The 18,628-nt window shown below is 44.9% G+C and carries 9 protein-coding genes; 3 read left to right on the top strand and 6 right to left on the bottom strand.

Annotated features, from left to right (window positions below):
* The first annotated feature begins 226 nt into the window (after nt 1–226).
* Together leuS and EO98_RS13385 are read left to right on the top strand one after the other, a co-directional pair.
* Complete coding sequence (leuS, locus tag EO98_RS13390) at nt 227–3,127, top strand: leucine--tRNA ligase (protein WP_048140407.1); 2,901 nt, start codon at nt 227–229, stop codon at nt 3,125–3,127.
* Between the two features lie 547 nt (nt 3,128–3,674).
* Nucleotides 3,675–3,920, top strand: coding sequence for a DUF433 domain-containing protein (locus tag EO98_RS13385; protein ID WP_048140405.1), 246 nt, complete (start codon nt 3,675–3,677; stop codon nt 3,918–3,920).
* A 130-nt stretch (nt 3,921–4,050) separates the two neighbouring features.
* On the opposite strand, the gene EO98_RS13380 is transcribed toward EO98_RS13385, so the two are convergent.
* From EO98_RS13380 to EO98_RS13370, 3 genes are all read right to left on the bottom strand, one after another.
* Entirely contained in the window at nt 4,051–4,530 is a 480-nt protein-coding gene (locus tag EO98_RS13380) for a hypothetical protein (RefSeq protein WP_048140403.1), read from the bottom strand.
* A gap of 490 nt (nt 4,531–5,020) precedes the next feature.
* The gene (locus EO98_RS13375; protein ID WP_235283602.1) at nt 5,021–10,504 is read right to left on the bottom strand and encodes a tetratricopeptide repeat protein; all 5,484 of its coding nucleotides are present in this window, start codon (nt 10,502–10,504) and stop codon (nt 5,021–5,023) included.
* A gap of 631 nt (nt 10,505–11,135) precedes the next feature.
* Nucleotides 11,136–11,660 carry an O-acetyl-ADP-ribose deacetylase gene (locus EO98_RS13370; protein WP_048140400.1) on the bottom strand — a complete coding sequence of 175 codons (525 nt, stop codon included), beginning with the start codon at nt 11,658–11,660 and terminating at the stop codon, nt 11,136–11,138.
* 649 nt (nt 11,661–12,309) lie between these two features.
* Between EO98_RS13370 and mtaA the strand changes: the two genes are divergently transcribed.
* Nucleotides 12,310–13,329 carry a methylcobamide:CoM methyltransferase MtaA gene (gene mtaA / locus EO98_RS13365; protein WP_048140397.1) on the top strand — a complete coding sequence of 340 codons (1,020 nt, stop codon included), beginning with the start codon at nt 12,310–12,312 and terminating at the stop codon, nt 13,327–13,329.
* 548 nt (nt 13,330–13,877) lie between these two features.
* On the opposite strand, the gene EO98_RS13355 is transcribed toward mtaA, so the two are convergent.
* From EO98_RS13355 to mtaC, 3 genes are all read right to left on the bottom strand, one after another.
* Nucleotides 13,878–14,912: a uroporphyrinogen decarboxylase family protein gene (locus tag EO98_RS13355; protein WP_048140395.1), complete on the bottom strand. Its 1,035-nt coding sequence runs from the start codon at nt 14,910–14,912 to the stop codon at nt 13,878–13,880.
* A 620-nt stretch (nt 14,913–15,532) separates the two neighbouring features.
* Complete coding sequence (gene mtaB, locus EO98_RS13350; protein WP_048140393.1) at nt 15,533–16,918, bottom strand: methanol--corrinoid protein co-methyltransferase MtaB; 1,386 nt, start codon at nt 16,916–16,918, stop codon at nt 15,533–15,535.
* A gap of 13 nt (nt 16,919–16,931) precedes the next feature.
* Nucleotides 16,932–17,714 carry a methanol--corrinoid protein MtaC gene (mtaC, locus tag EO98_RS13345; protein WP_048140391.1) on the bottom strand — a complete coding sequence of 261 codons (783 nt, stop codon included), beginning with the start codon at nt 17,712–17,714 and terminating at the stop codon, nt 16,932–16,934.
* Nucleotides 17,715–18,628 lie beyond the last annotated feature (914 nt).

Below are 18,628 nucleotides of genomic sequence, written 5' to 3'. Positions count from 1 at the left end.
AAGATAAATATTTACGTGCCGGAACCGCAAACAGTTGATCTATTTATGTCGGGTGATTGACATGAGTGGATTCCGGTATCCTTTAATCAATTCAGGATTCTTGAGGCCGCAAATTGGCTTCTTGAAACTGCTTTACTGTTATTATTCATATCCTCAGGATTATTATTCATATCCCCAGGATTTCTTCAGATTCTTTTATCATACTCATCGGTGGGCGTGAACACGAATGGAGCAGGATTATAAACCTCATGAGATCGAAAATAAATGGCAGAAAAAATGGAATGAGAGCCGGATTTTCCAGCCTGAGCCAGATAAGCGGGAAAAGTATTTCATAACAATTCCTTACCCTTACCTGAACGGGAACCTGCATGCAGGGCACACTCGGACTTTTACTATAGGGGACGTCGTGGCAAGGTACAAAAGGATGCTCGGATACAATGTGCTTTACCCGATGGGCTTTCACGTAACAGGCACACCCATTGTGGGGCTTGCTGAGCTGATTGCAAGCCGTGACCCTCAGACCATGGACGTTTACGAACGCCTCCACGGGATTCCCGGAGATATCCTGCCGACCCTCGATACCCCTGAAAAAATCGTTGACTATTTCAAGCAGGAAGCCGAGAAAGCCATGCGCATGATCGGGTACTCCATTGACTGGAGGCGCAAATTCACAACAACTGACCCGACCTACAAAAAGTTCATTGAATGGCAGTATGTCCGGCTTGAAGAAAAGGGTCTGATCGGGAAAGGCTCCCACCCCGTGAAATGGTGCCCGAACGACAACAACCCTGTAGAAGACCATGATATCCTGCATGGGGAAGAAGCCACAATTGTGGAATACACCCTGATAAAATTCAGGTACAAAGACCTGGTTCTCCCCTGTGCTACCCTCCGGCCGGAAACCACCTATGGAGTGACAAACCTCTGGGTCAACCCCAAAGTGGATTACGTAAAGGCCAGAGTCGAAAAAGACGGAAACGAAGAGTTCTGGGTTGTCAGCAAGGAAGCTTTCAGAAAACTGACCTTTACGGACAGGACCGTGGAATACATCGAGGACGTGCCTGCAAAATCCGTCATAGGGATAAAACTCACAAACCCGATAACCGGAGATGAAGTAATTTCTCTTCCTGCATCCTTCGTAAGGCCTGAAAACGGAAGCGGAATAGTAATGAGCGTGCCTGCACATGCACCTTTTGACTACCTTGCCCTGCGTGACCTCTATGATGCAGACCTGAGCGAGTACGGGATTACCGAGGACCTCAAAAAAATCGAACTGATTTCCCTTATCAAGGTCCCCGAATTCGGGGAATTCCCTGCAAAAGAGATCGTAGAAAGTATGGGAATTGCAAACCAGAAAGACCCGAAAGCCGAGGAAGCCACAAAGATCGTGTACAGGAGAGAGTTCCACGGTGGAGTCCTTAAGGAGCTCACAGGGAAATATACCGGGTACCCGGTCTCCAAGGTCAAAGACATACTTACCAGGGATTTCATTGCCTCAAACGCAGGAGAATCCTTCTATGAATTCAGTGAACCCGTGGTCTGCCGCTGCGGTACTCCCTGTGTTGTGAACATGGTCAAAGGACAGTGGTTCCTTAACTATTCAGACCCCGAATGGAAAGCAAAGGTTTACAAATGCCTCAGCCAGATGCGGATTATTCCCGAAGAGTACAGGGTAGAGTTCGAAAACAAGGTCGACTGGCTCAAGGATAAGGCATGTGCCCGCAGGAAAGGCCTTGGGACCCGCCTTCCCTTTGATAAGGAATGGCTGATCGAGTCCCTCGGGGATTCGACAATCTACATGAGCTATTATATAATTGCCAGGTTCATCGAGAGAGGCGACCTTGCCCTTGAGCAGCTTACCCTTTCCTTCTTTGATTATGTCCTGCTCGGAAAAGGCGACGTTTCAGCGGTTTCAGCAGAAACAGGCCTTGCTTCCGGACTCATTGAAGAAATCCGCCGTGATTTTAACTACTGGTATCCTGTGGACCTGCGTTCTTCCGGAAAGGACCTTGTCCCTAACCACCTGCTCTTCTTCCTCTTCCATCACGTAGCCCTTTTTGAGGAAGATAAATGGCCAAGAGCTCTTGCAGTAAATGGTTTTGTCTCCCTTGAAGGGCAGAAGATGAGCAAGTCCAAAGGTCCCATCCTTACCCTGGAAAGCGCGGTCAGCGCTTACGGCGCAGACATTACAAGGATGTATATCCTCTCATCAGCCGAACAGACCCAGGACGCCGACTGGCAGAATACGGGAATAGAATCCGCCCGCAGGCAGGTGGACAGGTTCTACTCCTTTGCAAAGGATGTAATCGAGAACGGAAAACGGGCAAACCTGAGCACCGAACTAAAGCAGATCGACCGCTGGATGCTTTCAAGGATGCAGAACTATATCAGGGGAACAAACACTGCCCTTGACTCCATCCAGACGCGGGAAGCCATCCAGAATTCCTTCTTCCTGCTCCTTAACGATATCAGGTGGTATCAGAGGAGAGGCGGGGAAAATCTGCTTTACTACGTGCTGGACAACTGGGTCAAGCTTATGGCTCCTTTCACTCCTCACCTCTGTGAAGAGATCTGGGAAGCCATGGGGCACGAAGACTCAATCTCCCTTGCCCAGTACCCGCTCTACAATGAAGACCTTATAGACGAAGGAGCCGAACTTGCGGAAGAGTCTGTAAAGAGTACCCTTGACGATATTGAAGAGATCCTGAGGGTTACAAAGATAACTCCTCAAAAGGTCTACCTCTATACCTCTCCTGCCTGGAAAGCCGCAGCAATAAAGTGCGCCTGCGAACTGCAGATCGAAGCCCCTCTGGAAGTCGGTACTCTGATCAAAACCCTGATGGCAAACCCTGACCTGAAGCGTTTTGGCAAGGAGATCCCGAAGTTCGTGCAGAAATTAGTGCCCGAGTTCAAGAGCGGCGGTGCAGAACGCTACGAGACCTTTGCTTACCTCGGCCTTGATGAACAGGCCCTTCTGAAAGAATCAGCCTCCTTCCTGGAAAAAGAACTCGGCTGCCCTGTTGAAATCTACAGCGCCGATTCTCCGGAGTATGACCCGCAGAAGAAGTCCAGGTTTGCAGAACCTTTCAGGCCTGCGATTTACATTGAGGCAAAGCAGGAAGAATAAGAAGACTTTTGATTTAACTAAAAAATGGTATCCGGGCAAAATACGACAGCCCGGTACTTCTTTTTTTTATTTGTTTTTCATCCGAGTTTCGCCAGCAGAGTTTCGCTTCGGCACCCGAATTGCAACTCTCCCGAATTGCGACTTGGGATCCCGCAGTCCTTTTCGCTGCGCTCAAGAGGACTAAATTACAAAAATTTCTGACCAGTACAACAGTAATTCTCCATACCGGTTCGTTCTTGTCACGCTCGACGCAGGAGAGCGGTCTTACAATGAAAAAAGAAAAGCCCAAAAGTAAAAGTTACATAAGAAGTAGGGGGGGTTCCATGTCTATTTTTATTGTTTTTTATTGCTTTTTCAAGTCTCTATTTTCTGATTTCTTCTCTTTTGACGGACCGCCAGGCAAGCTGGCGTAAGAATCTTATAATCTGTGGATTAAATACGATTTCCGGGGTTAAGAGAGTTTATCTTACTTCTTTTTTCGGGCATGATAGTTGTCACCCTAAACCTAAATACATGGCAGGCTCATATTTTAATCAGGTGCAATCATATGACCTGGAGAGAACGTATCATTATTGATCCTGCAGTTCTTGCGGGCAAGCCTGTAATTAAAGGGACACGCCTTGCAGTCGAGTTAATAATCGATCTGCTGGCCAGAGACTGGTCAGAGTCCGAGATCCTGCGGAATTATCCGGGCCTTACCTATGAAGATATTCAGGCGTGTCTGAGCTATGCAAGTGATTTGCTCAGGGCAGAGAAGGTATATCCCTTTGAGATTTCTCAGGAAGGGGCCTGATGCGGCTGCTGACAAACGAGAATATCCCTCTTGATGCAGTGCAGGCGCTTAGAACAAGCCATCCTTTACTCTCAAGTTAAGCCAGGATTTACTCATGGATATTTTGAAATTTTAGACGGCTTTTTCCTTTTTACATGTATGTTCTTTCGTGTTCTGTTTTCCATTTTTTTAACATTTCATCTCTTACGTATTTTACTGCAAACGTCAATGCAATTAAGTATATCGTAAAGAATCTGTTGGATTCTGGGACTAATGTATACAGAATTGACAGCATGAAAACAAGAAGTCCTAATGTAAACCACTTAACTAATCTAATTATCCAGTTTGACGGATCATTGGAATAAGCGCGTTTTATTTTGTAGTATATCCACGTTCCTAGAAGAATGGACAACGCAAAGGAAAATATGGCCAGAAATAATAATGCTTTTATTAATGAACCGTCGTTAAGTAATGAACCGTCTTCATATTCGTTAAAATTGATTGTTTGGATTGCGTATACTGCGAGCCATAGTAATAAAGCAGAGAACCCGATAATTTGGATTATTCTATCTTTTATAGAACATGAAGATGGTTCGATTTTATTATAAGTCTGAATACTTTCAGTACCCAATCAATCACCTTTCTCAACACTTTACGATTAACCTTAGGCACGTCTTCCTAAATTTATCTTTTTATTTTAAACCAATTTTTACGAAGCTTTTCTGAACTCGATCATTCCATAGACCAGACTTTCCGCACGAAGCAGCCAGCAGCAAGTGAAATAATTCTTTTTCGAGTACCTATGACCTCTTCTGCCTGCATTGCGAAAACTCTCGTAAAAGTAATAGGATCGCGTGATGATTGGGAAGGGCATTTTGCTGTTGTATTAGAAGATCGGATCAGGATAAGACCATTGTAAAAAAATTTAAAGGCTTTTTTCTGCTTTTACATATCTCTTTGCTCACAGAGGGGTATGCTGGTGTAACTTTTATTTCTTTTTTGACGGACCGCCAGACGAGCTGGCGTGGGCACCTTCTACTGTTTTGAAAAAAGGTTCGGAAAAGACCCCTCCTCAGAGGGAATCCTCTCCTTTGCGAAAATTAATCTCCTTTGCAGATCCCTTAATAGGATCTTTCTTCATTTTCAAGGGACTTTAAAACCTCAAGTTTTTTCCTCGCATCCGCCATATCCGGGTAGACACGCAGGATCTCGTCAAAAGCCTTTATGGCTTCCCCGTATCTTTCCATCTTTCCGAGGATAACTCCTCTGTAGTTCATGGACTGGACGTCCTGGGGGTCTATCCTGAGCAGCTTTTCGAAGGCTTTCAGGGCTTCTTCATAATCCCCGGTTTTTGCAAGAGAGAGGCCGAGATGCCTGAGGGACTGCTCGTGCCAGGGGTTGATAACAAGGGCTTCCTTAAATGCTTTGGCTGCGGTCTCGTAGAGTTTCTGTTTGAAGCAGACCACTCCCACGTTATAAATTGCCTTGATATTATCCGGGTCTTTTCCAAGCACATCGTCAAAGGACCTCAGGGCTTCCCTGTACTTTTCAAGCATACAGAAGGCAATTCCTTTGTAGTTCATGGCATCGTAGTTTTCAGGAGAGATCTCAAGGATGCGGTCAAAGTAGCCGAGGGACTCCTGAGTCCTGTTTAACTTAATAAGGGTCGTGGCTGCGTTATAAAGGGCTTCTTCATTTTTCGGGTTGAAAAGGGCAGCTTTTTCGAAGGCTTTCAAGGCTTCTTTCGGGTTATCAAGTTCAAGGAGGCAGAGTCCCAGGTAGTTCAGGCTTTCAGGGTCGTCAGGGGACGTTTTGAGCAGCAGTTCAAAGGTCTCGGCAGCTTCTTCGTACTCTCCGAGGTTGAAGAGCACAAGAGCCATGTTAGAGCGTGCTTCCCTGTGCTCGGGCTCGCGTTCAAGGACCTGGTCAAGTGCCTGCAGGGCTTTTTCGTAGTCCTGAAGTTCGATGCTGGCAATCCCGAGCCTGTAGCAGGCTTCGGTATAGTCCGGGAAATCAGGGGCAAAGAGGAGCACCCTTTCAAGGTTTCCTGCAGCTTCTTCGAAGTTACGGAGCTTGAAACTGGCTACTGCACGGCTGTAAAGGATATCCGCGTTTTCAGGGTTCCGGACAAGGGCTGAACTGAAGGCGTTCCGGGCTTCTTCGTACCTGCACAGTGCAAGAAGTGCAAATCCTTTCTGCTCAAGGGCAGCTGTAATGTCAGGGTTGAGTTCGAGAGCTTTCTCAAAAGCTTCCACGGCTTCCTCGTTCTGGTCAAGCCCTCTCATGACAAGCCCGCTTAAGTACCACACGTCTGCAGCCATCGGCTTTTTCTCAAGGACCTTTTCAAAGGTCTCATAGGCATCCTCATATCTTTCGGTTTTGAGCTGGGAAAGCCCTATTTTGGTCCAGGCGTCTTCTGATTCCGGATCATTTATTTTCGGCCCATTTTCCTGGTTTTCAAGCACAGCCTGTTCAAAGGCTTCAAGGGCTTTTTCATAATGCTCCTGTGAAAACAGCACAAGTCCTTTCCCGTACCACGCCCTCTTAAAGTCCGGGTAAGCCTCAAGTATCTCTGAAAAGACCTCAAAGGCTTCTTCCTGCCTTCCTAGTTCCAGAAGCGTTATCCCTCTGCTGTAAAGGGCCTCTTTTGAAGCTAATCCGTCTCTTGCAAGCTTCTCAAGGGGCAGCAGGGCTTCTTCAGGTTTCCCAAGTTCTATCAGGGCGGATGCAAATTTCTCAAGGAGCTCATGATAGACCTGAGGGTTTTCTCCTGTGTCTCTGTCGTTTGTCTCTCTTCTACTTTCTCCGGTCAGGTTTTCAGCGGAAATTTCAAGAAGGGCGTTTACTGCAGATACGGCTTCTTCTGACTTTCCGAGTTCGAAAAGAGCAAGAGCCCTCTTTTGCAGGATTTCCGGGTCCCGCACTCCTGTCTTGAGGACAATATCAAAGGCTTTTACAGCTCCTGCATACTCTCCTGTTTCAAAGCAGGAAAGCCCTGTATAATAGGGAATGTCAGGTTTCCGGCACCCGAGGTCAAGGGCTTTTTCAAATTCCTGTGGGGCTTCTTTGAAGTTTCCAAGCCTGAAAATGGAAATAGCCCTTAGATATTGCAGATACGCCTTTTTCGGGCAGTACTCCAGTGCAGCTTTAAAGGCTTCAGCTGCTTCGGCATATTTTTCAAGTTCGAAAAGAGTGTATCCTCTCTGGTCGAGGGCGTATGTGCAGGCAGGCTTCAGTTTAAGGACAAGGTCAAAGGCAGCCAGAGCATCCTGTTTTTTTCCAAGGGCTTTTAAGGCAAGCCCCTTTCTGAAAAGGATAGTTTTTCTTCCCGGAGCCTGAATGAGTACCCTCTCAAAGAGATCCAGGGCTTCTTCATAATGGCCCTGCTTGAAACAGGCAGTGCTCAGGTGTGCAAGGGCTTCAGCATTTGCCGGGTCTCTGGCAAGAACTTCCTTAAAGCCCGGTTCAGCTTCTTCATATCTTCCAAGCCTGAGCAGGGAGAGGCTCTTTTTATACATAACATTCCGGACTTTGTCCGGGGTCATGTCCGAATTTTCAGGAGCTATTTTAAGGGCTGCCTCAAAAGCTGTCAGGGCATCTTCAAAGTTCCTGAGTTCAAAGCAGGAAAGGCCCAGCTGGTAGTATATATCGTGTATATCCCGGAATGCCGGGTCGATTTCAAGGACTTTTTTGAAGGCTCCGGAAGCTTCTTCATGTTTCCCAAGTTTTGAACAGGACAGCCCGATGAAGTACCAGCCTTCTGCAAACTGCGAATCCTGTTCAGTGAGCCTTGAAAAGACTTCAAGTGCCTTTTCATAAGCTTCCTGCCGGATAAACACAAGCCCTTTCCAGTAAAGTACGGAATCGTTTTTCTGAGAAATTTCTTCAAAAAGGGTAAGAGCTTCGTTGTACTGGCCGAGTTCGAAATGCTCAATCCCTAGCTTGAACTTTGCCTCTTCGAGCTTGAACTTTGCTTCTTCGAGCTTAAACTTAGTCTCTTCCCTGTCCGGGTCAAGTTCAAGCAGGTTTGAGAGGGCTTCAGCAGCTTCTTTATACCTTTTCAGTTCAAGGAAGCAAATCGCTTTGTTGTACAGGGCTGAAAGGTTTTCCGGGTCTTTTTCCAGTACAGCCTCAAAAGCTTCGAGAGCAGTTTCATACTGTCCGGTTTCAAAGAGACAGCTTGCCCTGTATTCGATGGCATCATGCAGCTCCGGATTAAGGCGGACAGCCGATTCAAAAGCCCTGGCTGCCTCTTCCTGCCTGTGCAGGCTGTAAAGGGTCAGGCCCTTATAGTACCAGGTCATGCCCGCATCAGGTCTTCTCTCAAGTGCGCTTTCAAAGGTTTCCAGGGCAGGAATGCATTTTCCGAGCTTCATCTGGGAAAAGCCCTTGAGGGTTCCGGCGTCTTCATAATCGGCGTCCCTTGTAATTACTTCGGAAAAGGCTTTTACAGCATCTTCAAAGCGTTCCAGTTTCAGCAGGGCAAGCCCTTTCCTGTACCAGGCTTCTCTTGATTCGGGTTTTTCAACCAGTACCTTTTCGAATGCCTGCAGGGCAGTTTCATGCTTCCCGAGCTCCATTGCAAGCTTTCCTTTCCTGCACTGGATTTCCATATCATCCGGGTTCTTTGCAGCAAGCTTCTCAAAGGTTTCCAGGGCTTTTTCCTGTTTTCCCAGTTCCATCAATGCAACCCCAATGCTGTAGGAAAGGTCAGGATAATCGGGACTGAGGGAAACGACTTTTTCAAGGTATTCGAGTGCCGCTTCTTTTCTTCCCAGCCTGAGCAGGGATATGCCCCTGTTGTAAAGAGAATCGATATCTTCAGGGTTTGTTTTAAGGACTTCGGCAAAGGCTTCTTCGGCTTTTTCGTACTCTTCTGAAGCAAAAAACAAGAGTCCTTTATTTTTCCAGGCATCCTCAAAGTCCGGTCTGAGTTTTATTGCTTCTTCTAAAGCTTCAAGGGCTTCTTCGGGTTTTCCTAGCTTTGCAAGCACTATTCCTTTCTTGTTCCAGCCCTTCTCAAGATAGGGGTTCAGCCGCAAGCCTTCCTTAAAGGCATCAAGAGCTTCTTCATAACGTTCCAGGGAATAGAGGACAAAGCCTTTGTTCATCCAGCAGATTTCGTCTTCAGGCTTCAGGTCTGCGGCATTTTCAAGAGCTTTCAGGGCAGGCTCGAATTTCCCGCTGTCGAGGAGAATGAGCCCTTTTTGAAGCCACATGTCATAGTTTTGTGGGTCCTTTTCAAGGCTTTTCGTAAGGGATTCCAGAGCACCGTCGAAGCGTCCGAGCCCTACAAGCACTGAGCCCCTGAACTTCTGGGCTTCGATAAAATCAGGGTCATGTTCAAGCAGGCTGTCAAGGGTTTCAAGAGCTTCTTCATATTTTCCTGCTCTGGCAAGCAGGCGCCCCTGCTGGAACCATGCATCCGTATTGGTGGGGTCAAGTTCCGTAACACGGGCAAAGGACCTGGCAGCTTCCTCAAAGTTCTGCAGTTTCAAAAGAGCAAGTGCCCTGTTGTACCAGATTTCCTTCATATCCGGATAGGCTTCAAGCACGGCATCAAAGGCTTCGAGGGCTTCTTCGTATGCCTCAAGTTTCATGAGTGCAAAGCACTTATAATTCCAGGCTTCAAAATAAGTCGGGTCCAGCCGGATGGCTTCTTCAAAAGCCTCAATGGCTTCATTAAGCCTGAGCAGTTGCACAAGAGCGAAACCTTTCCTGAACCAGGCTTCTCTGTGTCCGGGGTTGAGCTTCAATACTTTTGAAAAGGTTTTTTCTGCGTCCTCGTACCTCGAAAGTTCGTTTAAAAGGATGGCTTTATGGTAAAGGACAGCTTCACTTGCAGGAAACTTCTTTAAAAAATCCTCAAGGGACTGCAGAGCTTCTTCTTTTTTCCCGAGCTTTGCAAGGACAAGACATTTCTGTTCAAGGGCATTCGTATCTTTTGGTTTTTCCCGGATAAGGGAATCAAAACATTCGAGTGCATTTTCGTATTTTTCAAGCTTTGCAAGAATCAGGCCCTTTGCATAGCAGGCTTCTGAATTTCTGGGGTTTATTTCAAGCGCACGCCCAAAATTTCCCAGGGCTTCTTCATACCTGTCTGCTTTTCCGGCTACTGTCCCCATTGCACACCAGGCGTCTGTATACTCAGGCTTAAGTTCAAGGGCTTTTTCAAAGCAGAGGATTGAAGCTTCAGTCCTTTCTATTTCGGCAAAAGCAAGCCCCCTCATATACCAGGTTTCCGGGGTATCCGGAGAAATTTCAAGTGCACTTTCATAGGCTTCAAGCGCTTCTTCAAATCTCTCGAGAATAGCAAGAGAGGTTCCTTTTCTGTAGAGGGCTTCGGAGTTTCCAGGTTCAAGCTGCAGGACTTCATTAAATGAGTTGAGGGCTTCCTGAGTTTTTTCAGTTTCAAGGAGAGCAAGCCCTCTGTTGAAAAGGGCTCCCTTATGGCTTGGGTTTTTGTCCAGAATTTTATTGAATGTGTTAATGGCTTTCTCGTACCTTTTGCGTTTAACCAGGTCAAGGCCTCTCTGAAAGGCTTCATCGTGAATGATAACTATTCCTCCTGTCCCTCTTTTCTCGGTATAATCCTGCAGGTTCATCTGAGTATTACTTAAGTCAATCTTTTCTTTTAGCGCGGATCTTTTCTTTTCCGGCTGTGTTTGTATATCTATAAATTTTGCCCGTGAATGTATGTCGATAAATTTTCATTGATTAAATTTGCATTGATAAATGTACGCTGATAAGTGTTGAAATACTGATAAATTTCAATACTGATATACTTTGAATACTGATTTAGTTAAAATACTGATTTAATTTTAATACTGATTTAGTTAAAATACTGATTTAATTTTAATACTGATTTAATTTTAATACTGATTTAATTTTAATACTGATTTAATTTTAATACTGATTTAATTTTAATACTGACAAATTTGCATTACATTTAATATTTTTATATTTTATCTGTCTTTTTAAGCCCGGCTTTCTTTGTTCAGACGGGCTGTTATTGGATATCCGGAATTTTCTGTCATTCTAATTTTTATTTCAAACCTATTTTTCTAACATACTATATAAACAATCTCCCATAAGTGAGAGTGGGAGAAAACTTTCAAAATCTGCTTTTTGTAAATTGTTTATTAAGCGTTTAAGTTGTCTCTTCGAAGAAGGTTTACATTATAAAAGAAGATATTATAAGAAGATATAAAAAGAATTCTAAATCTAAATTATATTTTAAAGATTCCCATCAAGGGCTTTTTTGATGCTTTCGCAGGTTTCTTCATTATGGCAGACAAGCAAAACTATGTCAGGCAGCTCATTTTTCTGAAGAAACTTCCTTACCTGGGAAACTGCAATCCCAGCTGCTCTTTCGGAGGGAAAGCTGTATGCTCCTGTACTTATGGCTGGAAATGCAATCGTTTTTATTTTATGCTCTCTTGCAAGCTCAAGACTCTTCCTGTAGCAGGAAGCAAGAAGTTCATCTTCTCCTCCTCTGCCACCCTGCCATACGGGGCCAACAGTATGTATAACATATTTTGCAGGCAGAAGGTGTCCTGATGTAATTTTTGCTTCTCCTGTGGGGCAGCCGTTAAGGGTTCTACACTCTTCCAGTAGCGCGGGACCTGCAGCCCTGTGGATAGCCCCATCTACTCCACCGCCTCCGAGAAGTGTATTGTTTGCAGCATTGACAATGGCATCAACTTTCATTTTCACGATATCCCCTTCGAATATCCTTATTCTATCCGGATTTAGTTTCATACTCGGTTCCTGACTCGATTCTTTTCTTTTTATTCTTCTTTACAGAGCTTTCCCGGTATTTTGCTCGGGATTTATCTAGCTTATTTTTCTGGCTTATTTGACTGGTTTATTTGACTGGTTTATTTGACTGGTTTATTTATCTGGCTTATTTTTCTGGCTTATTTGACTGGTTTATTTATCTGGCTTATTTTTCTGGCTTATTTTTCTGGCTTATCCTGCTCGCCCTTTTTCCATGATAAATTTATTACATATAGGATGGTTTTTTTTTCTTAAAGGTCAAAGTTTTTTGATTCGTAAGCTCCCAAACAATGATATAGCATAAAACATAGATTATATTAGTCAACCGAAAAAGGGGATTTCGGTAGCATGCAGGCTTAATTGCCCGCTTAAATAACTCTAAAACTCTTATGTGCCTCTGGGGGTAACCGAGGCAATCCTGTTAAAAATTTAATCTAAAGATCCTACAATCTGAAAGATCAAATGTATAAATAGCTAAAATAAACCAGTGACTAAAATAAACCGAGCCAGAAAATTTCTTAGACATATTTCTTAACTCTGGCTAATTTCTTAACCCTTGCTAATTTTTAACCCTGGTTATATACAGCAAGTGGTGTAAATCTCTGAATAATTTTCAATGGGGAGATAAACCATGAGTAACATGACACTTAAGGAGAGACTTTTAAACACATTAGAAGGAAAGCAAGTTGACAAAGTACCTGTTTGTTCCGTAACCCAGACAGGGATTGTGGAATTAATGGATGAAGTGGGAGCTCCCTGGCCGGAATCTCACTCTGACCCCGAGCTTATGGCAAAGCTGGCACTCGCCAACCACGAGCTCAGCGGGCTTGAAGCTGTAAGGGTTCCCTACTGCCTTACTGTCCTGGTCGAAGCCATGGGCTGTGAGATCAATATGGGTACCAAGAACAGGCAGCCCTCCGTTACCGGTCACCCCTACCCCAAAGACCTCGAAGGCGCAGCAATCCCTGCAGACCTCCTTCAGAAAGGCAGAATTCCAGCAGTACTTGAAGCAATCAAGATCATCAGGGAAAAAGTAGGCCCTGACGTGCCAATCGTTGGCGGTATGGAAGGTCCTATCACAATCGCTTCCGACCTTGTAAGTGTAAAATCCTTCATGAAATGGTCCATCAAAAAAATTGAACTCTTCGAACAGACTCTGGACCTCTCAACCGAAGCCGCAATCATCTATGCAAATGCAATGGTAGAAGCTGGTGCAGACATTATTGCCATTGCAGACCCTGTCGCATCCCCTGACCTCATGAGCCCCGACTCCTTCAAGCAGTATCTCCAGCCAAGGCTGCAGAAGTTCTCCGCCAGCGTGAACTCGGTTACAGTCCTGCATATCTGCGGCAATGTGAACTCTATTCTGGACTATATGGCAGACTGCGGCTTCGAGGGGCTGAGCGTTGAAGAAAAGATTGGCAGCGTAAAGAAGGCAAAGGAAATCATCGGAACCAGAGCAAGGCTCGTAGGAAACATTTCAAGCCCGTTCACTTTGCTTCCTGGCCCGGTTGACAAAATAAAAACCGAATCCAAACAGGCTCTTGCAGACGGCGTTGATGTGCTTGCCCCTGGTTGCGGAATTGCACCCATGACCCCTCTCGAGAACATAAAAGCCATGGTCGCAGCAAGAGACGAATATTACGCTTGAAGAAAAGTACGCTTGAAGAAAAGTACGCTTGAAGAAAATGCTGAAAAATGGAAATCTTTTCTTCCAATTTTTAAACAAGTTTCTGCTTTTCACTTTTTTAATTTTAATTATTGAGATACTGTTTTTTTCTGACCTCGTTTTTTAAAGTTCTCAAGTCTCGGCTCGGGTCTTTAGCTTCCGTCAGGCTATAAATCTTGAGACTAAGGAAAAGGAAAAGGAAAAAGTCCTCAATTAGAAGCTGTAGTTTTTCGGCAGGACGGCCTTGAATTATGGGCAAGTTTTGTCCTGGAGGATGCTTACAGTGGGCATTGTTATTATGTGCCATTTGGAAGCACACAAAGAAATATGGATATGTTGCAGATAAATCTCGAAAATGTGGTATACTTTATGAAAAAACGAAAAACACTTAAAAAATTATTATGAGGTTTTGAAATAACCGGGGTGCCGGAAATTCCCGGGCATCCATCTGGATGTGCTGGTTTATCAGGCATCCCGGTCGTTCAAATAAAAATCTCTAATTTTACTCCTGAATTTTTTGAGGTGCAACTTCACAGGTTCTCTGCTGACCAGTCACCTGCAGCTTTTACCCAGGTCTTGAGCCTGTCAGATGTGCTGAGAGGTGGAGTTCCACATCCGAGCTTACTTGCTTTTGCTCCGCTGTCCAGGGCCTTCCTGACTTCCGCAATGATCTGTTCTTCCGTGCCATCGACCATCAGGAGAGGGGTCACGTTTCCAACCACAGGGACGTCACGTGCAAGCTTTGTAGCTTCACTCATATCGACTGTTTGATCGATACTGAGGCTGTCTGCTCCGGTGGCGGTCATACCTTCAATAATCGAGGTTGTATTCCCACAGATGTGCAGTTCCCAGGGGCATCCATTCTCGTGGATGAAATCTCCAAGCTCCTTTTCTGATGGGCCTGCTACTTTGTAGTAGAACTCCGGCATCAGGAGGTTCGGGGATGCTGATGCATCGGAACAATAGAAAATGTCAGCTCCAGCTTGAGCACAGGCTTCAGCATAAATTTTGCTGATCTCAAGAGACACTGAAAGCCAGTCCTGCATTTTCTCCATGAATTTTTCTTTCTGAAGGCACCTGTAACTAAGCATGGCAAGATTTTCGGCACCCATCAAGTCTCCGAGAAGGGTAATCGGAGCTTCGATGAGAGCATAGGTAGCAACATCAGGGTATCTTTCCTTTGCAAGTTTAATTGCATCTATTGTGGTCCTGACAAACTTGTTTTCAAGGAAGTTATCATATTTCACATCTTCCGGTTTTTTAAACATGCCTCTCACTGAAGGGTGAATGTCAACTCTTCCCATCTTCACATCAAGCCCGGTAGCAGCAGATTCAACAAACATGCCAAAGGCTACGACGAGGTTATCGATACCTGTCTCCATAGGGGCACAGCTTGCGATGTTGACCATCATCTCTGCGTTGGAGTGGTAGTCAGGCCAAACTGCCCCAGTCTTTTCAATGTACTCCTTAAGCATTGCAACGCCGGAGATTACCGGGATCCTATCAACAGGTTTCCTGTCGAGCATTGCAAGGACCCTTTCCTTTGATGTCATCTCATTGACCATTTCTTTTCAACTCCGTTATTTCTATGATCTAACAACGATTACGTGAAATATTCAGTTAATAATTCCCCGAAATAGTCAGTCCCATCTTTCTTTTTTGCATACCTCAAATTGATTCAATTGATTGGCTTGCAAATGTGAAAAATAGGAATATGGAAAAATAGAGACGTGAAAATTAGGGGAGAATCCGGATCTTCACCTTTTCACAATTAAAGATTTACACTAAAGATAAATATAATAACCGACACCAAAAAAACTAACAGTATTGATCTTATCAATCTCGCTCTTTTTATATACGTGATTGTTAAAAAAGCACTGTTGTATTTTATATTATGGCATTTACAAAATAAATGCATGGGCTAAAATCAATGAATTATATATAATCAACATGTGTATTCCAGTGTAACTCCGTTTACGGAATCAATGTAGTTGATTTTGTGTAAACTTCATAACTATGTTAACGAATATTTGCCTGCGAAAGGGAGTAATCAATTACAATGTCTGGTATAAATTTATATCGCTCTTAAGTTTTTATTCAGTTTTCTGCCCATCCCTTCGTATAGTTCTTTGATGCTGTAAATCCAAAAATCTTTTAAAAATAAAAATTGGAAGAACTGCCTCGTTTAAAGGCCGTAGTTCTCCGGCAGGAAGACTTTGACTTCCGTCTTGTATTTGTCCAGGCAGTCGCTCATGAACTTGTCCTTGTCATCTGTGAGGGCCTCAAAGGCTACCTTTGCATCTGCAAGGGCCTTGGCTTCGAACCTTGAGAGGGTAAGTTTTCCCTTTGCTCCTTCTTCGACGAGTTTGATGGATTCGAGAGCGGCATTCTTGGAGCGGAGGTATATGTCGTTTCCGTCCTTTGCAATTGCCTGCCCGACTTTATAGGCGTTGTCATAGGCAAGCACATAGCCCTGCGGGTCTCTGTACTTGTCAGAGGCGACAAACAAGTCTCTCAGGACCTTTTCGTTTCCAGACTGGAGGGCGACGTTCATGAGGGAACAGTCGTATGCAAGAGTCTCGGACCAGCACTGAACTGTGGTACCGCCGAATTCGCCGTGGTATTCAACGGATTCGTTGGACCAGAGGTCACAGCACTGCATGGTCAGGTTCCCCATCAGGTCGGAGTGGGCACAGGTTGAGGTCTTACCTTCCTGAGCTATCGGGACACCTGAAACGGACTTTACGATAGTGTTTTCGTAACCGCAGTCCTTTCCAGGGCCAACTGCGCCTGCTTCATAGGCCACGAGGGACCTGGCTGCAGAAATCGACCTGGCGATGATTGCAATTGTGTGGGCCAGGTTCTTGTCCAGCAGCCCGCCCGCAATGAACATTGCAGTGTTTGCCTGGGCGCAGTCCGTGTCTCCGGCTGCGACAGTTCCTGTCTTCTTTGCAATTGCTGCAATGTCTTGCCAGATCATCTCCATGTCCATGCTGCCGAGAACGCCTATGCCGTAAAGTATGCCTGCCATGTCGTTCCTGAGAATAGCATAGTCGAAAACTTCCTTACCGCCCATTGACTCAACGGCAAGCAGATCAGCACCGGACTTGGCACACTGTTCAAAAGCCTCGAGGAAGACTGGGTACTTGTCTCCTCTGAGCTTGAGGTAGTCACGGTCTTCACGGATGTCACCGATGGTGTGGCGGAGAGCACACTTTATGCCATATTCATCATGGTAGTCTTCCATGATGGTTTTCTGGGCATGGGCAACAGCTGCTCCCCATTCAGGGTTGTTGGACATCTGCTGGACGTGTTCGGTTTCAAGTACCACGGCGGGAGCTCCTATCTGGACCATCCTTGCCATGATGTCAGTGGTAATCCTCTCATATTCCTTTACGAGCTTTTCCTTGGATGCACCTGCTTCCGGTCTGGGGGCATAGTTCACTTCAGGGGTTGTGTAGCCGGCGCCGATTTCAAGTCCCAGTCCTGCTTTGACGGGCTTGACAGCTTTTCCGAAGACCATATCATCTGCTTTTGCATAAGCCATTTTAGTGAATCTTGTTACTGCCATCTACTCCACCTCCTCAGTGTTTATGGAATTTCTCCCTCAGCTTTACGATATTGTCCCCATGTGCCTTGATGAAATCGGCCATTTTAGGGGCATCAGATGCTTCTTCACCGTACACCCCGAGTTCATACTGCGACACGAAGTCCTGGTTCACGGCCCCGCCTCCGCATGCAAAGGGAATCCTGTAACCTTTCTCCATGAGCTTGTCATTGATCTCCTTAAAGGCATACATGGTTGTGGTCATGAGGGCTGTACCTGTCAGCATCAGGGGGCTCTCCTTTTCCACGGCGTCCAGGACTTCATCAACAGGGACATCTCTTCCAAGGTCCACTACATCGTATCCGTTTGCTCTTAGCAGTGCAACCACAATGTTCTTTCCGATGTCGTGAACGTCACCTTCTGCGACGTGGCAGATGATTTTTCCTTTGACTTCGGGGGCTTTGCCAACCTTTTGCTTAAGGAATTCGATGCCCTCAAGCATGGCGTCAGCGGACATCATAACGTTTGGAAGGAAAATGACTCCTTCATCGTAGAGTCTGGAGACAACTCCCATTCCTGGCATTAAGGCTCCATTGATGAGGCCCATCGGGTCCTTTCCGGCGGCAATGGCCTTTTTCAGTCCCTCTACAACGTCATCTTCTTCCCCTTCGAAGATAGCTTTTGCAATCGGGTAAATCGTTGAATCTTTTGGATAGAGCTCTTCTGCGGCATCTTCCGGTGTCATTTCCTTTTCAAGTTGTACGTTGTAACGAACCAGAATACCACTGGGATCTATATCTATCAAATGTCTAACCTCCATTTTAGCATTTGAGGAGCAACCAATCCCTTGTTGTTTACAGGACGAAAGCCGGGTTAAAACTAAATAGTTCCTAAAAAGATCTTATATATGTTCAAGTGTTTATTAATTCCTCCATTTTCAATAAAAACAGCCAAACGTGGTCTAAATAGGTATAAATCCCTAATTTCTCCTTAATTTATTAAAAGGACTTCTAACTCCCCTTTATTTAATTGTGGTTCTATATATATAATATTCACTGAGCAAGTTTAAAGTTCTAAGACTGAAAACAGGTATTTCCCATTCCTTTGTACTCTGTTTTTCCGTTTATGGGGTTGGATTTCTCTCTAGAAAATACTAATTTGTGCACTTAATGCGTACACAGTAGTACCCGCATCTTAAGAGATGATGCGGAGCAGATACATTTCTTGTATGCTGTATTGTATGCTATTTCATTTTCTGTTTTTTTCAGGGTCCGTTTGAATCCTCTTAACTGATTATTTGATAATTTAACCAAAAAGTATTTATCCACGTACTGCGTTTAGGAATTTCCCTGATCAGGAGAGATCAGGCGGCAATGAACTTGTAGATTTATGGCAAAATTACTTTTGCAATAAAATCTGTATGCAAGTGGATTGCTGGACAAAAAGCTTTATATACAAGTAACGTCTTGTATGAATTCCTCACACAGCAATTGTGCGAGACTCATCCGCTACCGATCTTTGGTGATTGGAGCTGCAGAATCTTTGTAGGTTCAAGCAAAATTTCGTTTTGCGTCGGATCTGCTTTGAAAAATGCGAGGTGGGGAAAAGCTTTATATACAAGGAATGCCTTGTATGTATCCCTCACACAGCTCAAATGTGTGGGTTGAAATTCAAAATCTCTTTCATCTTTTAATGGAGACAGGAGTTATTTTTTCTGTCTGACGAGGATTTGTC

This window comes from Methanosarcina sp. 2.H.T.1A.6 (assembly GCF_000979455.1).
GTDB lineage: Archaea > Halobacteriota > Methanosarcinia > Methanosarcinales > Methanosarcinaceae > Methanosarcina.
This window is presented reverse-complemented; position numbering and strand designations above follow the sequence as displayed.